The 21,451-nt window shown below is 54.2% G+C and carries 23 protein-coding genes and 1 pseudogene; 20 read left to right on the forward strand and 4 right to left on the reverse strand.

Annotated features, from left to right (window positions below; all coding sequences use genetic code 11):
• Nucleotides 1–66: 66 nt before the first annotated feature.
• Both ABLV17_RS01325 and fliE read right to left on the reverse strand, forming a co-directional pair.
• Nucleotides 67–391 (reverse strand): annotated as a pseudogene (locus tag ABLV17_RS01325) (putative metallopeptidase); the annotation flags it as partial.
• A 144-nt stretch (nucleotides 392–535) separates the two neighbouring features.
• Entirely contained in the window at nucleotides 536–850 is a 315-nt protein-coding gene (gene fliE / locus ABLV17_RS01330) for a flagellar hook-basal body complex protein FliE (protein ID WP_015367290.1), read from the reverse strand.
• A gap of 299 nt (nucleotides 851–1,149) precedes the next feature.
• Between fliE and fliF the strand changes: the two genes are divergently transcribed.
• From fliF to sra, 14 genes are all read left to right on the forward strand, one after another.
• The gene (gene fliF / locus ABLV17_RS01335; protein WP_271032310.1) at nucleotides 1,150–2,826 is read left to right on the forward strand and encodes a flagellar basal-body MS-ring/collar protein FliF; all 1,677 of its coding nucleotides are present in this window, start codon (nucleotides 1,150–1,152) and stop codon (nucleotides 2,824–2,826) included.
• A complete protein-coding gene (gene fliG / locus ABLV17_RS01340; RefSeq protein ID WP_348854055.1) occupies nucleotides 2,823–3,815 on the forward strand; it encodes a flagellar motor switch protein FliG in 993 nt (330 codons plus the stop codon). The genes fliF and fliG overlap by 4 nt, the downstream gene beginning before the upstream one ends.
• Nucleotides 3,808–4,509 (forward strand): flagellar assembly protein FliH, encoded by a 702-nt coding sequence (fliH, locus tag ABLV17_RS01345; RefSeq protein ID WP_047065439.1) that lies wholly within the window; start codon nucleotides 3,808–3,810, stop codon nucleotides 4,507–4,509. Before fliG ends, fliH begins: the two co-directional genes overlap by 8 nt.
• The gene (gene fliI, locus ABLV17_RS01350; protein WP_271032308.1) at nucleotides 4,509–5,870 is read left to right on the forward strand and encodes a flagellar protein export ATPase FliI; all 1,362 of its coding nucleotides are present in this window, start codon (nucleotides 4,509–4,511) and stop codon (nucleotides 5,868–5,870) included. The genes fliH and fliI overlap by 1 nt, the downstream gene beginning before the upstream one ends.
• Before the next feature lie 21 nt (nucleotides 5,871–5,891).
• Nucleotides 5,892–6,338, forward strand: a complete 447-nt coding sequence (fliJ, locus tag ABLV17_RS01355) for a flagellar export protein FliJ (protein ID WP_064736288.1) — start codon at nucleotides 5,892–5,894, stop codon at nucleotides 6,336–6,338.
• Nucleotides 6,335–7,513 carry a flagellar hook-length control protein FliK gene (locus tag ABLV17_RS01360; RefSeq protein ID WP_348854056.1) on the forward strand — a complete coding sequence of 393 codons (1,179 nt, stop codon included), beginning with the start codon at nucleotides 6,335–6,337 and terminating at the stop codon, nucleotides 7,511–7,513. Before fliJ ends, ABLV17_RS01360 begins: the two co-directional genes overlap by 4 nt.
• A gap of 162 nt (nucleotides 7,514–7,675) precedes the next feature.
• Nucleotides 7,676–8,164: a flagellar basal body-associated protein FliL gene (gene fliL / locus ABLV17_RS01365; protein ID WP_308958852.1), complete on the forward strand. Its 489-nt coding sequence runs from the start codon at nucleotides 7,676–7,678 to the stop codon at nucleotides 8,162–8,164.
• A gap of 5 nt (nucleotides 8,165–8,169) precedes the next feature.
• A complete protein-coding gene (gene fliM, locus ABLV17_RS01370; protein WP_015367298.1) occupies nucleotides 8,170–9,177 on the forward strand; it encodes a flagellar motor switch protein FliM in 1,008 nt (335 codons plus the stop codon).
• Complete coding sequence (fliN, locus tag ABLV17_RS01375; RefSeq protein WP_015367299.1) at nucleotides 9,170–9,586, forward strand: flagellar motor switch protein FliN; 417 nt, start codon at nucleotides 9,170–9,172, stop codon at nucleotides 9,584–9,586. The genes fliM and fliN overlap by 8 nt, the downstream gene beginning before the upstream one ends.
• Nucleotides 9,586–9,978, forward strand: a complete 393-nt coding sequence (gene fliO, locus ABLV17_RS01380; protein ID WP_113374252.1) for a flagellar biosynthetic protein FliO — start codon at nucleotides 9,586–9,588, stop codon at nucleotides 9,976–9,978. Before fliN ends, fliO begins: the two co-directional genes overlap by 1 nt.
• 2 nt (nucleotides 9,979–9,980) lie before the next feature.
• Nucleotides 9,981–10,742, forward strand: coding sequence for a flagellar type III secretion system pore protein FliP (gene fliP / locus ABLV17_RS01385; RefSeq protein WP_308958854.1), 762 nt, complete (start codon nucleotides 9,981–9,983; stop codon nucleotides 10,740–10,742).
• A gap of 17 nt (nucleotides 10,743–10,759) precedes the next feature.
• Complete coding sequence (gene fliQ, locus ABLV17_RS01390) at nucleotides 10,760–11,029, forward strand: flagellar biosynthesis protein FliQ (RefSeq protein WP_015367302.1); 270 nt, start codon at nucleotides 10,760–10,762, stop codon at nucleotides 11,027–11,029.
• A 2-nt stretch (nucleotides 11,030–11,031) separates the two neighbouring features.
• The gene (gene fliR / locus ABLV17_RS01395; RefSeq protein ID WP_213317034.1) at nucleotides 11,032–11,814 is read left to right on the forward strand and encodes a flagellar biosynthetic protein FliR; all 783 of its coding nucleotides are present in this window, start codon (nucleotides 11,032–11,034) and stop codon (nucleotides 11,812–11,814) included.
• Nucleotides 11,815–12,075: 261 nt separating this feature from the next.
• On the forward strand, nucleotides 12,076–12,210 hold the full coding sequence (gene sra / locus ABLV17_RS01400; protein ID WP_072251507.1) for a stationary-phase-induced ribosome-associated protein: 135 nt from the start codon (nucleotides 12,076–12,078) through the stop codon (nucleotides 12,208–12,210).
• Nucleotides 12,211–13,246: 1,036 nt separating this feature from the next.
• On the opposite strand, the gene ABLV17_RS01405 is transcribed toward sra, so the two are convergent.
• Nucleotides 13,247–14,137 carry a helix-turn-helix domain-containing protein gene (locus ABLV17_RS01405; RefSeq protein ID WP_308958857.1) on the reverse strand — a complete coding sequence of 297 codons (891 nt, stop codon included), beginning with the start codon at nucleotides 14,135–14,137 and terminating at the stop codon, nucleotides 13,247–13,249.
• Between the two features lie 100 nt (nucleotides 14,138–14,237).
• Between ABLV17_RS01405 and ABLV17_RS01410 the strand changes: the two genes are divergently transcribed.
• Nucleotides 14,238–14,645, forward strand: coding sequence for an MAPEG family protein (locus ABLV17_RS01410; protein WP_308958858.1), 408 nt, complete (start codon nucleotides 14,238–14,240; stop codon nucleotides 14,643–14,645).
• A gap of 2 nt (nucleotides 14,646–14,647) precedes the next feature.
• Here the strand turns inward: ABLV17_RS01410 and ABLV17_RS01415 are convergent, their stop codons facing one another.
• Nucleotides 14,648–15,583, reverse strand: a complete 936-nt coding sequence (locus tag ABLV17_RS01415) for a LysR family transcriptional regulator (protein ID WP_308958859.1) — start codon at nucleotides 15,581–15,583, stop codon at nucleotides 14,648–14,650.
• Nucleotides 15,584–15,675: 92 nt separating this feature from the next.
• On the opposite strand from ABLV17_RS01415, the gene ABLV17_RS01420 reads away from it, so the two are divergent.
• The 5 genes from ABLV17_RS01420 (at nucleotide 15,676) to ABLV17_RS01440 (ending at nucleotide 21,383) form a co-directional block, all read left to right on the forward strand.
• A complete protein-coding gene (locus tag ABLV17_RS01420; RefSeq protein ID WP_087858093.1) occupies nucleotides 15,676–16,152 on the forward strand; it encodes a GNAT family N-acetyltransferase in 477 nt (158 codons plus the stop codon).
• A gap of 458 nt (nucleotides 16,153–16,610) precedes the next feature.
• The gene (locus ABLV17_RS01425) at nucleotides 16,611–17,957 is read left to right on the forward strand and encodes an amidohydrolase (protein WP_308958861.1); all 1,347 of its coding nucleotides are present in this window, start codon (nucleotides 16,611–16,613) and stop codon (nucleotides 17,955–17,957) included.
• Between the two features lie 122 nt (nucleotides 17,958–18,079).
• On the forward strand, nucleotides 18,080–18,700 hold the full coding sequence (locus ABLV17_RS01430; RefSeq protein ID WP_087858095.1) for a LysE family translocator: 621 nt from the start codon (nucleotides 18,080–18,082) through the stop codon (nucleotides 18,698–18,700).
• A gap of 1,029 nt (nucleotides 18,701–19,729) precedes the next feature.
• Nucleotides 19,730–20,170 carry a hypothetical protein gene (locus ABLV17_RS01435; protein WP_087858096.1) on the forward strand — a complete coding sequence of 147 codons (441 nt, stop codon included), beginning with the start codon at nucleotides 19,730–19,732 and terminating at the stop codon, nucleotides 20,168–20,170.
• A gap of 367 nt (nucleotides 20,171–20,537) precedes the next feature.
• On the forward strand, nucleotides 20,538–21,383 hold the full coding sequence (locus tag ABLV17_RS01440; protein ID WP_087858097.1) for a hypothetical protein: 846 nt from the start codon (nucleotides 20,538–20,540) through the stop codon (nucleotides 21,381–21,383).
• Nucleotides 21,384–21,451 lie beyond the last annotated feature (68 nt).

Here is a 21,451-nt window from a genome sequence, read left to right on the forward strand (position 1 = left end):
GGTTGCGCGCCCTTTAATAGTCACTTTGGCACTCGTATCGTCAGGATAAACAACATTGACGCGGGTGTTTACCGCATCAACCAGCTCCTGGACATCCTTACTGGCGACGTAATAACAAACGACACCAACAAACTCTTCGATACTGTGGCCGCACAGAGAAATAACTGGCTGCCCGGTCTCTCTGTTGAACTTTGGTGCGCCAAACTCATCGGTAGGCAGGCGATGTGGTAAAACTCATGCTCCACCGGCGGACACTGCACTGTGAGCAGTAATCGACCGTTAGCGTAATAATGAACTTCGGTATGTGTCCGAACCATTCATGCATCTGCTGTTCCATTCTGGCTTTCTGCCAGCCGCCGGCGCGAAGCATTACGACATCTCTCTTCAATATTCCGGCCTATCCAGATTGTGCAGCCCCAGCGCAGAGTAAAGCTTCGCGTTTAACTCCAGACTGGCCTGCCACGTGAACGGTACTGTAGTGACACGCAATAGGATAAAACTGACAAAGAATAGATATTATATAGAGTTATCACACCTAAACCGGCATATTCATAATGTCCTGATAGGCCGCCACCAGCTTATTGCGCACCTGCACGCCCATCTGCAATGAAACTGAAGATTTCTGTAAATCAACCATCACATCATTCAGGCTGATGCCCGGCACACCCAGCTCGAAGTTCTGCGCCTGTTGACGCGCGGCCTGCTGAGTATCGCTGATTTTACCCAGCGCGGCGGTCAATTCACTGGCAAAACTGACTCCCTGCGGTACGCTATTCTGCCCGTTATTTCCCGCCTGAATCGCCATCGCCTGCATCTGTTGCAGTACGCCTTCAATACCCTGAATCGCCATCTTTTCCTCAATACTATCGTGATCGCCAGGCGCTATTTCACCCTGTACTTCTCCAATGCTGCACACCCTAACACAGCGATTTTTACTTAAAGCGGTTAATTAGCTGCAAAAAACCCGGCTTATCGGGCAATCAGAATCATCTGATAAGACGAATAATGGCCTGCCCAGAAATGGGAGCGCCGCTATTGAGAAAAGATGTGTATCAGGGAGTCTGTTTTGTCACATAACGCTATCCATACCGTTCGTCAGCACGCCAGCACGCGTCGCCGCCTGAACGCCAGCGAAGGATACCGCCAACCATGAGTGCCTCGTTATCCGCCGGCGAAAGCCGCGACAACGGCCTGCAGGCCATCTGGAGCCGTCTGCGCGCCAATCCAAAAATACCGCTGCTGGTCGCCGCCTCCGCCGCTATCGCCATTATCGTCGCGCTGCTGCTGTGGGCGAAAAGCCCGGATTATCGCGTGCTGTACAGCAATCTGAACGATCGCGACGGCGGCGCTATCGTCACCCAGCTGACGCAGATGAACATCCCCTACCGCTTCGCCGAAAACGGCGCGGCGCTGATGATCCCGGCGGAGAAAGTGCATGAAACCCGCCTGCGTCTGGCGCAACAAGGGCTGCCGAAGGGCGGCGCCGTTGGCTTCGAACTGCTGGATCAGGAAAAATTCGGTATCAGCCAGTTCAGCGAACAGATTAACTATCAGCGCGCTCTCGAAGGCGAACTCTCACGCACTATCGAGTCGCTGGGGCCGGTGCAGAATGCGCGTGTGCACCTGGCGCTGCCGAAACCCTCGCTGTTCGTCCGCGAGCAAAAATCCCCTTCCGCCTCTGTCACCCTGACGCTGCAGCCGGGTCGTGCGCTGGATGATGGCCAAATCAACGCTATCGTCTATATGGTATCGAGTAGCGTCGCCGGCCTGCCGGCGGGCAACGTCACCGTGGTCGATCAGGCCGGACGCCTGCTGACGCAGTCCGACGGCACCGGGCGCGACCTCAACGCCTCGCAGCTGAAATATGCCAACGAAGTGGAAAACGGCTATCAGCGACGCATTGAAACCATCCTGGCGCCGGTGGTCGGCAGCGCCAACGTTCGCGCTCAGGTGACCGCGCAGATCGATTTCGCCTCCCGCGAGCAGACCGACGAACAGTATCAGCCGAACCAGCAGCCCGAGAAAGCGGCGATCCGTTCGCAGCAAACCAGCAGCAACGAGCAAATCGGCGGGCCGCAGGTGGGCGGCGTCCCTGGGGCGTTATCCAACCAGCCGAGCGCGCCGGCCACCGCGCCGATTGAAACCGCTAAACCGGCGGCCAATAACGCCAACAACGCGACCAACACCCGTAGCGCCGCGGCCAACAGCGGCCCGTTAAGCACCCGACGCGACGCCACCACCAACTACGAACTCGATCGCACCATCCGCCATACCCAACAAAAAGCCGGGACGGTGGAACGTCTGTCGGTCGCCGTGGTGGTGAACTATAGCCTCAACGCCGACGGCAAAGCGCAGCCGATGAGTAAAGAACAACTGGCGCAGATTGAAGCGCTGGTGCGCGAAGCGATGGGCTACTCCAGCACCCGCGGCGATAGCCTGCAGGTGGTCAATACGCCGTTTACCGACAATCAGATGACCGGCGGCGAGCTGCCGTTCTGGCAGAGCCAGGCGTTTATCGATTTGCTGCTCGAGCTGGGACGTTACCTTCTGGTGCTGCTGGTCGGCTGGGTATTGTGGCGCAAGCTGATTAAGCCACAGCTGCAGCAGCGTCAGGCCGCACAGCAAGCTGCGGTCGCCGCCGCCAGCGCGCCGGTCGCTAAAGCAAACGACAGCCATAAACCAAGCAATGAGGAGCTGGCGCTGCGTCGTAAATCGCAGCAGCGCGTCAGCGCAGAAGTCCAGAGCCAACGCATCCGCGAACTGGCGGATAAAGATCCGCGGGTCGTCGCTCTGGTAATCCGCCAATGGATGAGTAACGAACTATGAGCCTGACCGGAACCGATAAAAGCGCCATTTTACTGATGACGCTGGGCGAAGACCGCGCGGCGGAGGTGCTCAAGCACCTCTCCTCCCGCGAAGTCCAGCTTTTGAGCGGCACCATGGCCGGCATGAGCCAGGTCTCGCATAAACAGCTCGGCGAGATCCTGTCTGAATTTGAAGACGATGCCGAACAGTTCGCCGCCCTGAGCGTCAACGCCAGCGACTACCTGCGATCGGTGCTGGTGAAAGCGCTGGGCGAAGAGCGCGCCGCCAGCCTGCTGGAGGATATCCTCGAATCCCGTGAAACCACCTCCGGGATGGAAACACTCAACTTTATGGAGCCGCAGAGCGCCGCCGATCTGATCCGCGATGAACACCCGCAGATCATCGCCACCATCCTGGTACACCTCAAGCGCGGCCAGGCGGCGGATATTCTGGCGCAGTTCGATGAGCGCCTGCGCAACGACGTGATGCTGCGTATCGCCACCTTCGGCGGCGTACAACCAGCGGCGCTGGCGGAGTTGACCGAAGTGCTCAACAACCTGCTCGACGGCCAGAACCTCAAGCGCAGCAAAATGGGCGGAGTGCGTACCGCCGCCGAGATTATCAACCTGATGAAAACCCAGCAGGAAGAAGCCGTTATCGACGCGATGCGCGAATACGATGGCGAGCTGGCGCAGAAGATCATCGACGAGATGTTCCTGTTCGAAAACCTGGTGGAGGTCAACGATCGCAGTATCCAGCGCCTGCTGCAGGACGTGGACAGCGAGTCGCTGCTGATTGCCCTGAAGGGCGCCGAGCAGCCGCTGCGCGAGAAGTTCCTCAAAAACATGTCCCAGCGCGCGGCCGATATTCTGCGCGACGATCTCGCCAACCGCGGGCCGGTGCGCATGTCGCAGGTGGAAAACGAACAGAAAGCGATTCTGCTGGTGGTAAGACGGCTGGCGGAGAGCGGCGAAATGATCATTGGCGGCGGCGAGGACACCTATGTCTGATCGCATTAATTCCATGCCCTGGCAGCCCTGGTCGCTCAACGACCTTGGCGACGCGGCGCCGGCTTTCGAACCGCCGCTACCGACGCTGGATAACGAAGCCTTGCAGCCTGACGCTCAGGCGGAACTGCAGCAGCAGCTTGCCGCCCTGCGCCTACAGGCCGAGCAGCAAGGTCAGCAATCCGGTTATGCCGATGGTCAGCAAAAAGGCTATGAAGCTGGATTTCAGCAGGGGCTTGAGGAGGGTCGCCAGCAGGGGCTGCTGGAAGCACAGCAGCAGCAACAGCCGCTGACCGACCACTGGCAGCAGCTGGTGAGCGAGTTTCAGCACACCCTTGACGCGCTCGATTCGGTCATCGCCTCACGCCTGATGCAGCTGGCGCTGACCGCCGCGAAACAGGTGCTTGGCCAGCCTCCGGTCTGCGACGGCACCGCCCTGCTGACGCAAATTCAACAGTTGATCCAGCAAGAGCCTATGTTCAACGGCAAGCCGCAGCTGCGCGTACACCCGCAAGATTATGAGCGCGTTGAGCAGCAGTTAGGCACCACTCTCAGCCTGCACGGCTGGCGGCTGCTGGCGGACGGCGATCTACACCCCGGCGGCTGTAAGGTCAGCGCCGAAGAGGGCGATCTCGACGCCAGTCTCGCCACCCGCTGGCATGAATTGTGTCGCCTCGCCGCGCCGGGAGCGCTGTAATGACCGCCCGTCTCGGCCGCTGGCTGAATTCGCTTGAAGCGCTGGAACAGCGTATCGCCCGAACGCCGACCGTGCGACGCTACGGTCGGCTGACCCGCGCCACCGGCCTGGTGCTGGAAGCCACCGGCCTGCAGCTGCCGCTCGGCGCGACCTGCCTTATCGAACGCGACGGCGGCGACGGTGTGCAGGAAGTGGAGAGCGAAGTGGTCGGCTTTAACGATCAGCGGCTGTATCTGATGCCGCTGGAAGAGGTCGAAGGGATTGTGCCGGGAGCGCGGGTTTACGCCCGCAGCGCGGCGGACGGCCAGCACGCCGGTAAACAACTGCCATTGGGCCCGGCGCTGCTGGGACGCGTGCTCGACGGCGGCGCCAGGCCGCTTGACGGCCTGCCCGCACCGGAAACCGGCTATCGCGCGCCGCTGATTACCGCGCCGTTTAACCCGCTGCAGCGTACCCCTATCGAGCAGGTGCTGGACGTCGGCGTGCGCACCATCAACGGCCTGCTGACCGTTGGACGCGGCCAACGTATGGGACTGTTCGCCGGCTCCGGCGTCGGTAAAAGCGTACTGCTGGGCATGATGGCCCGCTACACCCAGGCCGACGTTATCGTCGTCGGCCTGATCGGCGAACGCGGCCGGGAAGTCAAAGACTTTATCGAGAATATTCTTGGCGCCGAAGGCCGCGCGCGTTCGGTGGTGATCGCCGCCCCGGCAGATGTATCGCCGCTGCTGCGCATGCAGGGCGCCGCTTACGCCACCCGCATCGCTGAAGATTTTCGCGATCGCGGCCAGCACGTGCTGCTGATCATGGATTCGCTCACCCGCTATGCGATGGCGCAGCGCGAAATCGCGCTGGCGATCGGCGAACCGCCGGCTACCAAAGGCTATCCGCCCTCGGTATTCGCCAAACTGCCGGCGCTGGTTGAACGCGCGGGCAACGGTATCAGCGGCGGCGGTTCGATCACCGCCTTCTATACCGTACTCACCGAAGGGGACGATCAGCAGGATCCGATCGCCGATTCGGCACGCGCGATCCTCGATGGTCACGTGGTGCTGTCCCGACGGCTGGCGGAAGCCGGTCACTACCCGGCTATCGATATTGAAGCCTCGATCAGCCGCGCGATGACGTCGCTTATCGATGAGGAACATTATCGCCGGGTACGCACCTTTAAACAGATGCTGGCCAGCTTCCAGCGCAACCGCGATTTGATAAGCGTCGGCGCCTATGCCGCCGGTAGCGACCCGCTGCTGGATAAAGCCATTACCCTGTATCCGCAAATGGAGACCTACCTGCAGCAGGGAATTTTCGAGCGCTGCGGTTATGACGAAGCCTGCCAGCAGCTACAGCAGTTGATTGTATAACGCCATCGGAGACGCCACGCGATGAAAGCACAGTCCCCTTTGATTACCCTGCGCAATCTGGCCCAGGAGGCCGTTGAACAGGCGGCGCAGCGCCTGGGTCAGGCGCGTCAGGCGCAACAGGCCGCCGAGCAACAGCTGACGATGCTGCTTAACTATCAGGACGAGTACCGGCAGAAGCTCAACAGCACCCTTTCCGGCGGCATGGAAAGCTCCCGCTGGCAGAACTACCAGCAGTTTATCGCCACCCTCGAACAGGCCATCGAACAACAGCGCCAGCTGCTGCTGCAGTGGGGGCAAAAGGTGGATCACGCCGTGAAGCAGTGGCAGGACCATCAGCAGCGGCTGAACGCCTACGACACCCTGCACACACGCGCGCAAAACGCCGAGCTGCAGTTGGAAAACAAACGCAATCAAAAATTGATGGATGAGTTCGCGCAACGCAGTACACAAAGGAATACCGCTTCATGAATCTCAATGCTTTGCCCGCCCTTAGCCTGCACGGCGACGCCAGCGCCCTGCCGGATCTGGCGCTCGATGACGTTCAGCTGTCGTCTGCCTTCGCGCAACTGCTTGGCGCGCGCTTCACGCCCGCGCCAAGCGGCACGCTGCCGCCCGCGGCGCTGAGCGCCGGCGATGAAAGCGCCCCGCCGCTAAGCCGTAACCAGCTTAACCAACTGCTGGCCGCGCTCGGCGAACGCGGCGCGCTGCTGGTCAATGCGCTACCGGCATCGGCGGAAAACGCCGTCGAGGCGACAGTGAAAAAAGAGGATGCCGACACGGATACGCCGCCGCTCAGCGAGGCGAAAACCGTAGATCCGGCGACGCTGCAGGCGCTGTACGCCATGCTGCCGGCGACAATCGTCGCTCAGCCGCCGCAGACCGCGCTACCGCAGGATCAACAACCTGCTCTTACCGGCGATAAAGCCGCGCTCCGTATCGGCAACGCGACTACTCAGGATATCGGGAATCTGCCGCCAGGCGAGCCGGCGGCGAAATTGCAGCAGGGCACGGATCCCCTTAGCGGGCAAAATCTGCCTTCCCCTGTCGCGCAGGCCGCGACCACGCCGCAGCACGATATGGCCGAACGCCCGGCGGAGAATGCTCCAGCGCAGCCAGCCGCCGTCGCTTTCGCCGCCGCCAGCCCCAGCCAAAGCGCCACGCCCGCCAATGCGCTGGTAACCGCGCCACCGACGCCGCAGCTTAATGCCCAGCTCGGCAGCCCGGAATGGCAGCAGGCGCTGAGCCAGCAGGTGCTGATGTTCCATCGCAACGGCCAGCAGAGCGCCGAACTGCGCCTGCATCCGCAGGAGCTGGGCGCGCTGCAGATCACCCTACAGCTCGACGATAAACAGGCGCAGCTGCATATCGCTTCCGCACACGGTCAGGTACGCGCGGCGGTCGAGGCGGCGATGCCGCAGCTACGTCACGCGCTGGCGGAAAGCGGAATCAACCTCGGTCAGAGCAGCGTTGGCGGCGAGGCAACGCCGCAATGGCAGCAGCAAAACGGTAATGGTGAAGGCCGCGCCAGCTACGCGGAACGCCACGGCGGCGGCAACGATGGCGCGCCGATTGAGCCAGTCAGCGCCCCGGCAGCCCTGCAGCGAATGGCCAACCAGCTCAACGGCGTCGATATTTTCGCCTGAGGGGCGCTAAACGGCCAATCTGGCCCCCATTTGCCCGTTTATTCCGGCTATTGCCTCGCGCATTAGCCGCGATAATACCTTTATATGTCATACGTGCGGCGCCGCCGCGCGTGATGCCCGTCAGCAACGCGGCGGGCGGAACAACAGGAATTTGATTTGGCTATGTCTCAAAACTCCCTTCCGGCAACCGCGCCCAAACGCCCCTTACTGATCATCCTGCTGACGATCGTCGCCGTGGCCGCCTGCGCAGCCGCAGGCTACAGCTGGTGGCTGCTGCAACAGCGCGACAGCGGCGCGCAAACCGCCATCGAAAAGGAAAAACCGCCCGCGCCGCCGGTATTTATGCCGCTCGATACCTTCACCGTCAATCTGGTGACCCCGGACAACGATCCGGACCGCGTACTGTATATCGGCCTGACGCTGCGCCTGCCGGATGAGGCAACTCGCCGTCAGCTTAATGATTTTCTGCCGGAGGTGCGCAGCCGCCTGCTGATGCTGCTCTCGCGTCAGGAGGCCGGTCATCTGGCCAATGAACAAGGCAAGCAGCAGCTGGTCGCGCAGATCAAAGAGACGCTGAGCGCGCCGCTGGTTAAGGGACAACCGAAGCAGGTGGTCAGCGATGTGCTGTTCACCGCCTTCATACTGCGGTAATCACCATGGGCGATAGCATTCTTTCACAGGCAGAGATCGACGCCTTGCTCAACGGCGACAACACGGGCGACGAGCCCGAGACGGTTGTCGGCGGTAAAGAGAGCGAGGTTAAGCCTTACGATCCGAATACCCAGCGCCGCGTGGTGCGTGAACGCCTGCAGGCGCTGGAAATTATCAACGAGCGTTTTGCCCGGCAGTTCCGCATGGGATTGTTCAACCTGTTGCGCCGCAGCCCGGACATCACCGTCGGGCCGATTAAAATTCAGCCGTACCACGAGTTTGCCCGCAACCTGCCGGTGCCGACCAATCTTAATCTGGTACACCTGAACCCGCTGCGCGGCACCGCGCTGTTCGTCTTCGCGCCGAGCCTGGTATTTATCGCCGTCGATAACCTGTTCGGCGGCGACGGGCGTTTTCCGACCAAGGTCGAAGGCCGCGAATTCACGCCCACCGAACAGCGGGTCATCAAACGCATGCTGCGCCTGGCGCTGGACGCCTACGGCGACGCGTGGAGCGCAATCTATAAGATTGACGTCGAATACGTGCGTGCGGAAATGCAGGTCAAATTCACCAACATCACCACCTCGCCGAACGATATCGTGGTGACCACGCCGTTCCAGGTGGAGATTGGCGCGCTAAGCGGCGAATTCAATATCTGTATTCCTTTCGCCATGATTGAACCGCTGCGTGAACTGCTGACCAATCCGCCGCTGGAGAATTCCCGCCAGGAAGATAGCCAATGGCGCGAAACGTTGGTCAAGCAGGTGCAGCACTCTGAGCTGGAGCTGATTGCCAACTTCGTCGATATCCCGATGCGCTTATCGAAAATACTTAAGCTGCAGCCTGGCGACGTTTTACCGATAGATAAACCGGATCGCATTATCGCCCATGTCGACGGCGTGCCGGTGCTGACCAGCCAATATGGCACCTTAAACGGGCAGTACGCCCTTCGTGTTGAACACTTGATTAACCCTATTTTGAATGCTCTGAGTGAGGAACAGCCCAATGAGTGATCCTAAGCAACCGTCTGGCGCAGGAAAGGAATCCGTAGACGATCTGTGGGCTGATGCGCTTAATGAACAGCAGTCGTCTGAAAAATCCAGCGCCACCACCGATGGGGTGTTCAAATCGCTGGAGGCCCAGGATGCGCTCGGCAGCCTGCAGGATATCGATCTGATCCTCGATATTCCGGTGAAGCTGACCGTTGAACTGGGGCGCACCAAAATGACTATCAAAGAGCTGCTGCGCCTGTCGCAGGGATCGGTTGTCGCGCTGGATGGCCTGGCGGGCGAACCGCTGGATATCCTGATCAACGGCTATCTGATAGCCCAGGGCGAAGTGGTAGTGGTGGCCGATAAATTCGGCGTGCGCATTACCGATATCATTACCCCGTCCGAACGTATGCGTCGGTTGAGCCGCTAATGACCGCCCCCGTTACCGTGCAGGCCAGCCAACCGGTTACCGAACCGGCAATATCCGGCGGCTCGGCGCTCATGCAGGTGAGTAGCGCGCTCGGCGCGATTCTGCTCCTGATCCTGCTGGCCGGTTGGCTGTTCCGCCGCCTCGGCTTTGCGCCGCAGGCGCGCGACAGCCGGCTGCTTAACCTGCGCGCCAGCTGCCAGGTTGGCCAGCGCGAACGCGTGGTGGTAGTGGAAGTCGATAATACCCTGCTGGTGCTGGGCGTTACCGCCCAGCAGATCACCCCGCTTCATCAATTTCCGGCCCCGCCGCGCGATGAAGATACCGCAGGGGCAAGGCCTGCGAACGACTTCCGCCAGCTGATGCGCAACGTCCTCAACCGCCCGGAAAAATAGCCATGTTCCCTACTTTGTTCGCTTGCCTTCGCCGTCGGGCGCCGTGGCTCGCCGCCGCGTTACTGCTGCTGAGTCCTGCCGCCTTCGCCCAGCTTCCGGGGCTTATCAGTCAGCCGCTGGCCAACGGCGGCCAGAGCTGGTCGCTGCCGGTGCAGACGCTGGTGCTGCTGACCTCGCTGACCTTCCTACCGGCGATGCTGCTGATGATGACCAGTTTTACCCGCATCATCATCGTACTGGGCCTGCTGCGCAATGCGCTGGGTACCCCCTCCGCGCCGCCGAACCAGGTAATGCTCGGGCTGGCGCTGTTCCTGACCTTCTTTATCATGTCGCCGGTGTTCGACAAGGTCTATGAGAACGCCTACCTGCCCTTTAGTCAGGATAAAATTGGTCTCGACACAGCGCTGGATAAAGGCGCGCAGCCGCTACGCGAATTTATGCTGCGCCAGACCCGCGAAAGCGATCTGGCGCTGTACGCTCGTCTGGCCAACCAGCCGCCGCTGGCCGGGCCGGAGGCGGTACCGATGCGTATTCTGCTGCCCGCCTACGTCACCAGCGAACTGAAAACCGCTTTCCAGATTGGTTTTACGGTGTTTATTCCGTTCCTGATTATCGATTTAGTGGTCGCCAGCGTGCTGATGGCGCTGGGGATGATGATGGTGCCGCCGGCGACGATCTCGCTGCCGTTTAAGCTAATGCTTTTTGTGCTGGTGGATGGCTGGCAGCTGCTGCTCGGCTCGCTGGCGCAGAGCTTCTATTCCTGAACCGCCGGAGAACAATCATGACGCCAGAATCCGTGATGGCCATTGGCACCGAAGCGATGAAGGTCGCCCTGGCGCTGGCCGCCCCGCTGCTGCTGGCGGCGCTAATCAGCGGGCTGGTGGTCAGCCTGCTGCAGGCCGCCACCCAGATTAACGAGATGACCCTGTCGTTTATCCCCAAAATTCTCGCGGTGGTGGCGACGATTATTATCGCCGGGCCGTGGATGCTGAACCTGCTGCTGGACTATATGCGCACGTTATTCAGCAACCTGCCTAATATTATCGGCTAGCCGTGATCCCCTTTGACAGCGCCCAGCTTAGCGAATGGCTCAGCCAGTATTTCTGGCCGCTGCTGCGTATTCTGGCCCTCATCAGCACCGCGCCGGTGCTGAGTGAAAAGCAGATAAGCAAAAAGGTGAAAATCGGCCTCGGCGGCCTGATTGCAATACTGATCGCCCCAACGCTGCCCGCCAACGCGATCCCCATTATCTCTGCTGCCGGTTTATGGCTGGCGGTTCAGCAGATCCTGATCGGCGCGGCGCTGGGACTGACGATGCAGCTGACCTTCGCCGCGGTACGCCTCGCCGGCGAAGTCATCGGCATGCAGATGGGGCTATCGTTCGCCACCTTCTTCGACCCCAGCGGCGGCCCCAATATGCCGGTGCTGGCGCGGCTGCTGAACCTGCTGGCAATGTTGCTATTTTTAAGCTTTGACGGCCACCTGTGGCTGATCTCGCTGCTGGCCGACAGTTTTCATACCCTGCCGATCCAGAGCCAGCCGCTGAACGGCAACGGTTTCCTGGCGCTCGCCCAACTGGGTTCATTAATTTTTATCAACGGTATGATGCTGGCGTTACCGCTGATTTGTCTGTTGCTCACGCTCAATATCGCCCTGGGTCTGCTCAACCGTATGACGCCGCAGCTATCGGTATTCGTGATCGGGTTTCCGGTGACCATGACCTTTGGCATTATGACCCTCGGCATGATGATGCCGATGCTAGCCCCCTTCTGCGAACATCTGTTTGGCGAAATGTTCGATCGCCTGGCGGCCGTTATCGGCGGTATGACGTTTTAACCCTGCCGTTATTTCCCTCTTTTTCGCCGGACAAAATGGCAATAAAAACCGTTTACTGGGATAAAAGCCTGGAAAAACGTTTTTATTGCTACTAAGGTCCGAATGTTCATAGCGGCTTGAATTAAAAAATAGCCACCCTACAATAAAGCCTGAATTTAATTGTTAGTGAATTTTATTTTTTAGAAAATCAAAACCTCGGGAAACGCAGAATATTTTCCTGCGTGGGTTTAGTGCATCTTTAATAAAATAAGGAGCGACATCATGATTAAGGCGAAAGGTAACCGTATAGCGCGGCGCGTATTAGGCCTGCCCCACTGGGAAAGTAACCGATTTAAAATCGTGCTGGCCGACACTGCCGCTGGCGGAAAATGGAAAGTGGTGAAGAAAAAGAAATAATCCTGACTGGCAATTGAGCTATCCGCAACATAATTGCACATTGCTGTAGCCCCGGTAAGCGCTAGCGCCACCGGGGATTTTGAGGCCACCCACACCGGCAGTTTCAGCCAGCATGGTGAATAAATTAAAGGCAGGCCGCACTGTTATAGGTTTGCAACTTTTTTAAGGGTTTTTCCCGGACGCGGCGCGTTGCGCCTTCTCCGGGCTACCAAATCGCAAAGCGCAGTAGCCCCGGTAAGCGGCAGCGCCACCGGGGATATTAAGGCAACCAACATCGGCAGTTTCAGTTCGCAATGGTACGATCCGTAGGTCGGGTAAGGCGTTAGCCGCCACCCGACAAAAAAGTATCGCGGGTAGATGCTGTGAATATTTTCCGCCCTACGTAACTCAAACTTATTCAATGACGATTAATACGCTAAGCTTTTCATTACGGAAAGAATGCGCTCTTCTCCGCGAAGCCCTATTGCATTTGCCAATGTTCTATATTCCTGTCGGTTTCCATTCTAAATTTGACCATAGAAGATATAGATATTGCCTGAATTCCCTTTTCATGATAAAAACACAAGATGTAATTAGCACCAAAAATGTTTGAATTAGCGTTTCACCTATTAAAGGCTGATGAAGTTATCAACTTTATGGAAAAATCAGTTTTTATCAATTCGTTTAATTCATGGTTTATCTTTTTGGTTATATTATCATTCATAGGTGCTATTATTATCAGCAGCGTGGTATCTTTAAAGGTTAAAAAGGTGATGTAATGTCCTGTTTATCTTCTTTTTTTAAAGAAATACTTAACGACCTTAAAGTTTATGTTATTATCATTTCTCTTTTTACATTTTATTATTTTGCAATTCCAGAATTTTGGTTTCTATGCAGTATATTTACAATAATCATTTATGGTGTTATTAAAATAGTTATAGCCTCAAGGAAAAGTAATAAAGGTGCTATTAAATGATGATCTTACTTTTGGTCGCATTCACTGGCAGCCTGCTCAGAATAATAACTTACCGCATCTTACCCTGACTTATAAATAAAATCACACAGCACGACGCAACGCCCGAATTCCTTTTCCAGTCTGACGGCGCAGCAACGCCAGCAGCGTTGACACCTCCGAATAACCCACGTCAGCGGTAATCGACTCTATATCTTTCCCCTCGGCAAGCAGCTGCTTTATTCGTTCGACCCGCAATTGCTGAAAAAAAGCCAACGGTGATTTACCCAGCGCGGCCTCCGTTCTGCGCTGTAAGGTGCGCGGATGCACGTTAAGCGCACCGGCGGCCGCCTGCAGGGAAAATCCCTGCGCCAGATGCGCACGCGACCAGTGCTCAAAGCGCTTTATCAGGGCATCGGCATGCTGAGGATAACCCGCCGGCGAGCGGGAAACCTGAGGATGGCGGCTATCCCCCGCCATCGCTGTTGTCAGCAAATCCGCAAGCGGCGGGCTGCTCTGGCGAATCAGCCACAGCGCCAGCTCCACATGACCCATCATAGCGCCGGGAAGGATTGGCGGCGCCGCATTGAGCCATGACGTTGTGGCGGCCTGTTCATTGAGCAAACGGCTATCAGCCAGGATGAAGGTATTTAAACAGGCCGCGGCAATTTTAACGCCGTGCTTCGCCATGTTTTGCAAAAACCGCTTAGCGTCAGCAATATCGTGCCAGCCATCCGGTGGCGATTGTCGTGCGTGAACGTTGATCGCCGGCACCACAATCCAGTCGGGAGAATCCAAACCCGATGCCTGATGGGCAGGAATACTCAGCCCATGGGCTGATTTAACCTGCCCGGCCACGGCAATCATCTGTACCTCAAAGCGAGAAATATTCATGCTCTGGCGTCGCGCCATATCATTAGCCGCGGCGAACGTATCCAGCAACGTCGCTAAGCCGGTATCGAACACGCCATCCAGAGTCAGAATATTTATCTTCATGTCGTTAATGGTATTAAAATTGTCATTTTTGCATATGGTTCTATTTTAACCTTAGCCATAGACTTTCCTCTATCGTTATTAATTACCAGAGCCAAATAACATGAAAAATAACCCTGAACTGATTATCCTTACGTTAATTTGTCTGCTAACGGTTATGATGTGGATCCCCTATATTATTGCCAGAGCCACGCGTGCTAACGTCGCGCCCGCAGCGGGTAATGGCCATTCGCCATCAACCGGTCCGACGCCCTGGGCGCAGCGTGCGCAAAAGGCGCACGCCAACGCGGTAGAAAACCTCGTTATTTTTGCCCCACTGGTTGTGGCCGCCGCGTTGCTAAACGTCAATAACGCCATAACGTTAATTGCGGCTAAAATTTATTTGCTCGCGCGCATCGTCCATTATATTGCGTATACCGCCGGGATCCCCGTTGTCCGAACGCTCGCCTTTCAAACCGGTTTTGTCGCGACGGTTACTATTGCGATAGTTATTTTAAGTTCGGTTTTTTGAGGTTAAAAACTCCCGGCATCCGCTGCCAATGCCAGGCTTTGTAGCGCCGTCTTCAGCCATTTGGTTGCTCCTCGCTGCCCGCCGCGTTTATGGGAATAGATCTTCACGGTGAACGGACTTATGGTGAACGGCAAAGGAAAAATCGCGATCGGGGCGGCATGAAGGAACTTCTCTGCGGCATAACGAGGAATCGCCATTAACAGATCGCTTTGCGCCACAATAAACGGCGCGCTGAGCATTGAGGGAGTTTTGAGCGCTATTTGCCGCGTATAGCCTAATTCCTGCAAACGTAAATCCAACACCCCCTGCTTTTCGTTCCACGGCGTGACCACCAGATGCCGAGCGGCGAGATAATCCGCCAGCGTCAGCGCCGTGCGACGGGTATGGCTGATAACCACATACTCATCCTCAAACCAGTCAATTTCGTCCAGTTCATGATGCCGGATATCTTCAGCGGTGCTGAAGCCCAGCGCCAGATCCACCTCCCCCGCCAGCAGCTCCGTCAGTGCCGGGCTATGTGGCAAATAACGGAGCTCAAAACGCAGGCCCGGCGCTTCATGCTGCAGCTTTTGCATCAGCGCAGGGAAAATGCATAACGCGGTGAAATCGGTAATGGCTATCTGGATCCGCTCGGTGCTGTCGGCGGCACTAAATTCCGGCTGTCGCGTGAGTTCCTGATTAAGTAATTTCAATACTGAAGCGATGGAGGGCGCGAGCTGAGTGGCATAGACGCTCGGGCACATCCGATGCCCTTCGCGAAAAAACAACGGATCGTTCAGCGCCACGCGCAGCCGTGACAGCGCGTGACTCAACGCGGAGGTACTCATCGCCAGCTCATCGGCGGCGAGACGAACGGAACTGTGGCGATAGATGGCATCAAAAACGAGCAACAGATTGAGATCGAGGCGTCTGAGCGCCGGATGCATAACATTCATCATTGGGTGATTTCATTGCACTTAATTCTTCTGACAATACCCCCTATGCTTAGCGTCATCAATATCATTAACGTGTGAAAACGACAGGAAAAATGATGAGTATTACGATTAGACAGGCCCGTGCGGATGACGCTTCTGCCATCTACAACATGATTTATGAGCTGGCGGTGTATGAAAAAGCCCCACAGGAAGTGGTTACCACCCCCGAAGAGATCCGCGAAACCCTGTTTGGCGACGATAGTAAGACCGAAGCGCTGATCTGCGAAATTGACGGTAAAACGGCGGGCTATGCCGTGTTCTTCACCAGCTATTCAACCTGGCTCGGACGCAACGGTATTTATATGGAAGATTTGTATATCTCACCGGATTATCGCGGCCAGGGCGCGGGTCGAGCGCTGCTAAAAACCATTGCCCGGTATGCGGTTGCGCGACGCTGCGGACGCCTTGAGTGGAGCGTGCTGGACTGGAACCAGCCGGCCATTGATTTTTACCTCAGTATTGGCGCCGCGGCGCAAAGCGAATGGGTCCGCTATCGCCTCGATGGCGAAGCGCTGTTGAAATTTGCAGAGTAAAGCCGTATTTCCCCGTCAGGGGCTTACGTTTGCAAAATGATGTGGCTGGAAGGTGCAGGCATGGCTGAGCTACGTAGATCGCAGTGGGGACTTTACTCTGCCTGGAGATATCAAACCAAAGCCATGACGGTCAACTGCCGACATAATTAGTATCCCGGAAGAATTCTATCAGCGCATGGTTCGTTTTGCCGGGATACTTACAATACCATGTACAACAGGCGTTACCGTACCTTCGCATAAATCGCTTTTCTCCCCTCTCCTGCGGCTAAAAAGAACATTTCCTCCACGGGAAGTTAGTAACCCATTGTTACTATGCTGTTTTAGCCCTCTCGCCTCACAAAAACAAATCACGCATTTGACGAATGGGTGCTACTAACGCATACACAAATACCTGTGCTATTCAGTGAGCTGGTTATTTTCCGCGTTCAGGGCAATAATAAAATAAGGAGTCAATTAAGATGATGATATCCCGGAGATCGCTTATCGGCAGCGCCATTGCCAGCAGCGCGCTAATGGCCGTAGCGAGTGGACGTGCGTTTGCGCAAAATGCGCCAGCGCAGGCGGCCGACAATAAGCCGAAGCTGCCTGCGTCAGCGTCGCCGATTTTGCTAAAGAACATCGTTATTGGAACGGCAAGCGCGCCAACGGATGTCCTGATTGCCGAAGGCAAAATAGCCCGTACGGGCCACGCCTTATCCGCCGCGAATGCGCAATCGATAGATTGCACGGGTTGTCTGCTGTTACCCTCTTTCATTGATACCCACGTCCACCTCGACAAAACGCGCTTCGGCGCGCCGGAGCGTCTACACCATATCGCCACCGCCAGCGTAGCGGAACGAGCGGCCAACGAACGCAAACTGCGCGTAGAGCTTAAACATGACCCCTACCTTTATGGCTCCAACCTTGTACGGCAGATGGCGGCAATGGGAACGACGCATCTGCGAAGCCATATCGACATCGACCCGCTTACTAAGCTGTCCGACGTTGAAGCCCTGATGCGCATTCGTGAGGATTTTAAGGGCTACATGAGCATGGAGTTCGTCGCTTTTCCGCAATCAGGGATTATTAAATCGCCAGGCGTTGCGGATTACATGGCTCAGGCGCTGGATATGGGCGTGGAATACATCGGCGGCCTCGACCCGCAGGGTTTTGATAACGACCGCAAAGGCCACCTTGATGTCCTCTTTACCCTGGCGGAAAAGACCGGTAAGCCGATCGATATTCATTTGCACGAGCCGGGTCAGATGGGGCTGGCTTCCATCAAAGAGATTATTGTTCGCGGCAAGGCGCTGGGGATGAAGGATAAAATCACTCTCTCGCACGCGTTTTCACTCGGACAAATATCCGAAAGCGAACTGAACGCCGTTCTGGCCGACATGGCTGACTTAGGCGTCCGCGTTATCGGCACGGCTCCGGGCAATGTCGCATTCCCGCCTATCGAACCACTATTGGATGCCGGAATTCTCTACGCTGCGGCGAACGACAATATTCAGGATATGTGGTCCCCCTGGGGAGATGGCGATCAGCTACAACGTGCGAAAACGTTCGCCTACAGCGCCAATTACCGTGCAGATGCGCCGCTGATGCGCCCCTTCGAGATGATAACCCGTATTCCGGCCCAGCATATTAATCTGCCGAACCACGGGCTGGAACATCTGAAGGAAGGTAACGCCGCCAACCTGGTGGTTCTGGAAGCCAGCGACGTACCGGCGTCCGTGTTATACACGCCGCCGCGCAAGCTAGTATTCAAAGACGGTATTATTATTGGTCGTGACGGCAAGAGCGCTATACCGCAGAAAATCTGAGTTCACAGGGATAATCTGCTGCGAGCCAATCGCATTTGCTGGCGGCCCGCAGCGGATCACCCCGGCATGAGATTGAACGGTTAGCAATAATCGGGTAGCATCCGCTCTTTCGGATAAAGAAAATGTCTGTTACCGATTCACTTCTCGCTTTTTCCCTTGCTGCGCTTTTGCTTACCCTGACTCCCGGCCTGGACACGGCACTCATTTTGCGCACCGCCTGTGCTGAAGGTGGTAAAAAAGCATTTCAGGCGGCGCTGGGCATTGATACTGGTTGTTTCATCTGGGGAGCGATTGTTGCACTGGGCCTCGGCGCCCTGCTGGCGGTTTCAACGTTGGCTTACACGATTCTGAAAATCGGCGGAGCCGCCTATCTGAGCTGGCTTGGCATACAGCTTCTGATGCGGCCTCGTTCGTCTTTCAACCACGATAATGGCAGCGTAGCTTCACACAACAACTGGTTTATCAGAGGGATGCTTGGGAATGTGCTTAACCCCAAAATGGGCATATTCTATATCTCGTTTTTGCCTCAGTTTATTCCTGCCGGGCACTCCCCTTTACTATGGACATTTATCCTGGTCAGCATTCACGTCACGATTGGCACTCTCTGGTCAGTGACGCTTATCTTATCCACGCATTTTGCTTCAACCATCCTGAAAAAAAGCAGCGTTGTTAGCATCATGGACAGAGCAACCGGCGGTTTATTTTTGTGTTTTGCGGCTAAACTGGCTATCAGTTCGAGATAATCCTGGCCGATAAATGATGCCCATCTCTGGCATCGCTCGGGAGAGATGCTTTACGCGAGAAACGGAAGCTGGAACTGCCGAAGCCATGCCTATTCACCCGTCCTCTTAGCGCAGACTCCTGCGCTTAACATCAGGCTGGAAAATTTCCCATGATATGTGCTTGATGGTTCAGGGTTTCTTTTATGTTATCGACTCTGACCTTCCTGATATCTGAACTGCGCGAAGATCCATAACGTAAAATCACCTGCTTTAAGTGACTGAATCACGCCAAATACCGATAAGGTCAAGAAGTGAGTAGCGCAGGGTCGTCCATTCACGCTCTGAAACCATTTATGAACATCATATTGCAGAGGATTTAATGGTTGTACATGCATATTTAAGAGCAGGGGTAACAGCAAGGGACCACTTAACTCATACCAGATTTACCTAACAAAGGAGAGCAATTGAATCACATGCAGCACATTATCCTTATAAAAATAGACAAATAGTTTATTAGATCGAATATTAGATTATTCCGAGATTAACATCTTATTTGTGCAATATGAAATCCTGCAACCATCAGAGCCGACAAATGCACTCTGCATCAACTAGTTATGTATATACACCACACAATTCAATGCTTTTTAGCCCCCTTGAAATTCAACGGCTTAAATAAGCAATGCTTTGTAACTCTAAATACTAAACGAGTTGTATAAAAAAGTAATGAACCTAAACTTTTGCATTAGGCGATTCAATGGATAGATGATTATCAATCAAGGTAAAGACACTTGCTGTTAAATGCGAGTCATCTGCTGCATTAAAAAAACCGCTATTGATATTAATCAATAGTGCAGGCATGCGTCTTAATAAATATGGTACATCTCTTAGATCAGCATTCCTATAACAGTCATAACGAGAGAGGTTTTTCATTTAAGTATTTTTAATCAAAAAAAACATGTAACGTCTACCGTGGATGTTTCAACTCTGCTTTATGATAAAAACAACCACAACACATCTATAAACTAATAAATTTAAAATGAAGAGGTTTAAATGAGAACATCTAATATTCTGTATGTTATAGCTGGCATTATCTTCATTATGTCAACAACGACTTACGCAAGCGAAAAAGTACCGAAAGGTGCGTTAGTTGTTCGTTACGGCGCCGCAAATATGGATGAGAATTATGAAAATCAGGATGGATACCCTGATAATTTGCAAAATGTTTCGGCTCTTTGCTCCCGAAAAGACTCTGGCGCGAACCAGGATTTAGTAAATGAGTTAATAGGCTCGGATAAGACCCGAAAGAGCATCTGGAAAAAAGCAGGAGCGACTAAAGCCTCAACTTTAATAAATAAAAATGCCAAAATTGAATCAGACCCGCTACCAAAGAATCCGAATCATTGTTTAATCAGTAACATTAGCTTAGCGAATATCAAAGGGACATGGGTTATTTACGTTAACCCCCCAGAGTTAAGTGTTCATGGACAATAACTCGCGGTCTTAAAAGAACTGCATTTGTTGGTATAGAACAAATGATGGGTAGATATATGCCACGGGTTATCATGATTGGACTCTAATGTGTATCTACTATCAATTCAAAAAAACACTTCACTAATTACGGAGGGGATATGCATTACTGAAAGATGTAATATGCTTATAAACATATATAATTAATGTGATTATTTTTAATTCGAGTGTTTCATTTTCAGCATAAGCGAAGGCTCAAACTATATGGCTAGTAATTTAACAAATAACTTGTCATGAAAGGTTATATCATCATCTACATCTAACCTAAATCAAATGTTTTCATGTTGATTTCATTTGATGTTTAGGAAAAACAATATTATAGGAGTTTGCTATGTTCAATGAAAATGCAGTACAGTCGGCACATGAATATTTCAGAAAAATTTATGATTTAAAAGATGCTGAGGTTCTTTCAGAGGATCTTCCGCTTGTTCAAGGGCTTTCTAAGGAGGGCGCTGTTCAATATCAAACATATCAATTTAATGATGCTCCAGAAGCGTTGAAGGAACAGGTCAAAGTAGGCCGTTTATTAATGGAACGCTTCGTAGGTGTAGCCAGTGCAGCTGTTAATAAAAAGGCACCCAGTAGCACCGACAAGTATAATTTCGAGCAATGGCAAGAAGTCACCAAGCATCTTACTAATGCGTTTTTCACAGATCCTGTTTCAGGTGACAGAAGTTTAAATACGTCAGTACAAGGTATTGAGATTGCCAAAAGTGTAATTAACTTTGCATGTAACGTTATAGCAGGCGATGTTACAGCCTTCGCAAATTTCCTGAAGGGATTTGGTGACGGCCTCAGTGCACAAATGAGTAAAACGCAAGCTGCCTATAATTATTTATATGCATATTCTACTCATGATTTATTCAAAGATCAAAGCGGTAACGTATTTTACAAACCTAGCTTTCTTGTATATGGAACTTACTTTAGCCAGGAGCAAAAGAAAATATCTACATCCTGTGCTTCATATAATGAAGTCAACCTTAATTTTGGTGTAAACACAATCGGCGGGACATTTAAAATTGAAGAATACATGAGCAATGATAAGTTTAAGGCAGCAGTTGATGATTTTCTGGATAAATATGAAGGAAAATCAATTAAAGATACAGATTCATACTTTGACGGGATATTTAATAACTCATCCCCTTCTGCATCTTATCAATACAAAAAGTCAGAATAAGCCTATTTACCCAATCAAGTTAGATGATTGCCTTATTTAAAATACTATAAGAGAGTAGGCATTATTTT

The sequence above is a fragment of the Klebsiella sp. CN_Kp091 genome, assembly GCF_040065095.1.
GTDB classification, from domain to species: Bacteria; Pseudomonadota; Gammaproteobacteria; order Enterobacterales; family Enterobacteriaceae; genus Klebsiella; species Klebsiella aerogenes.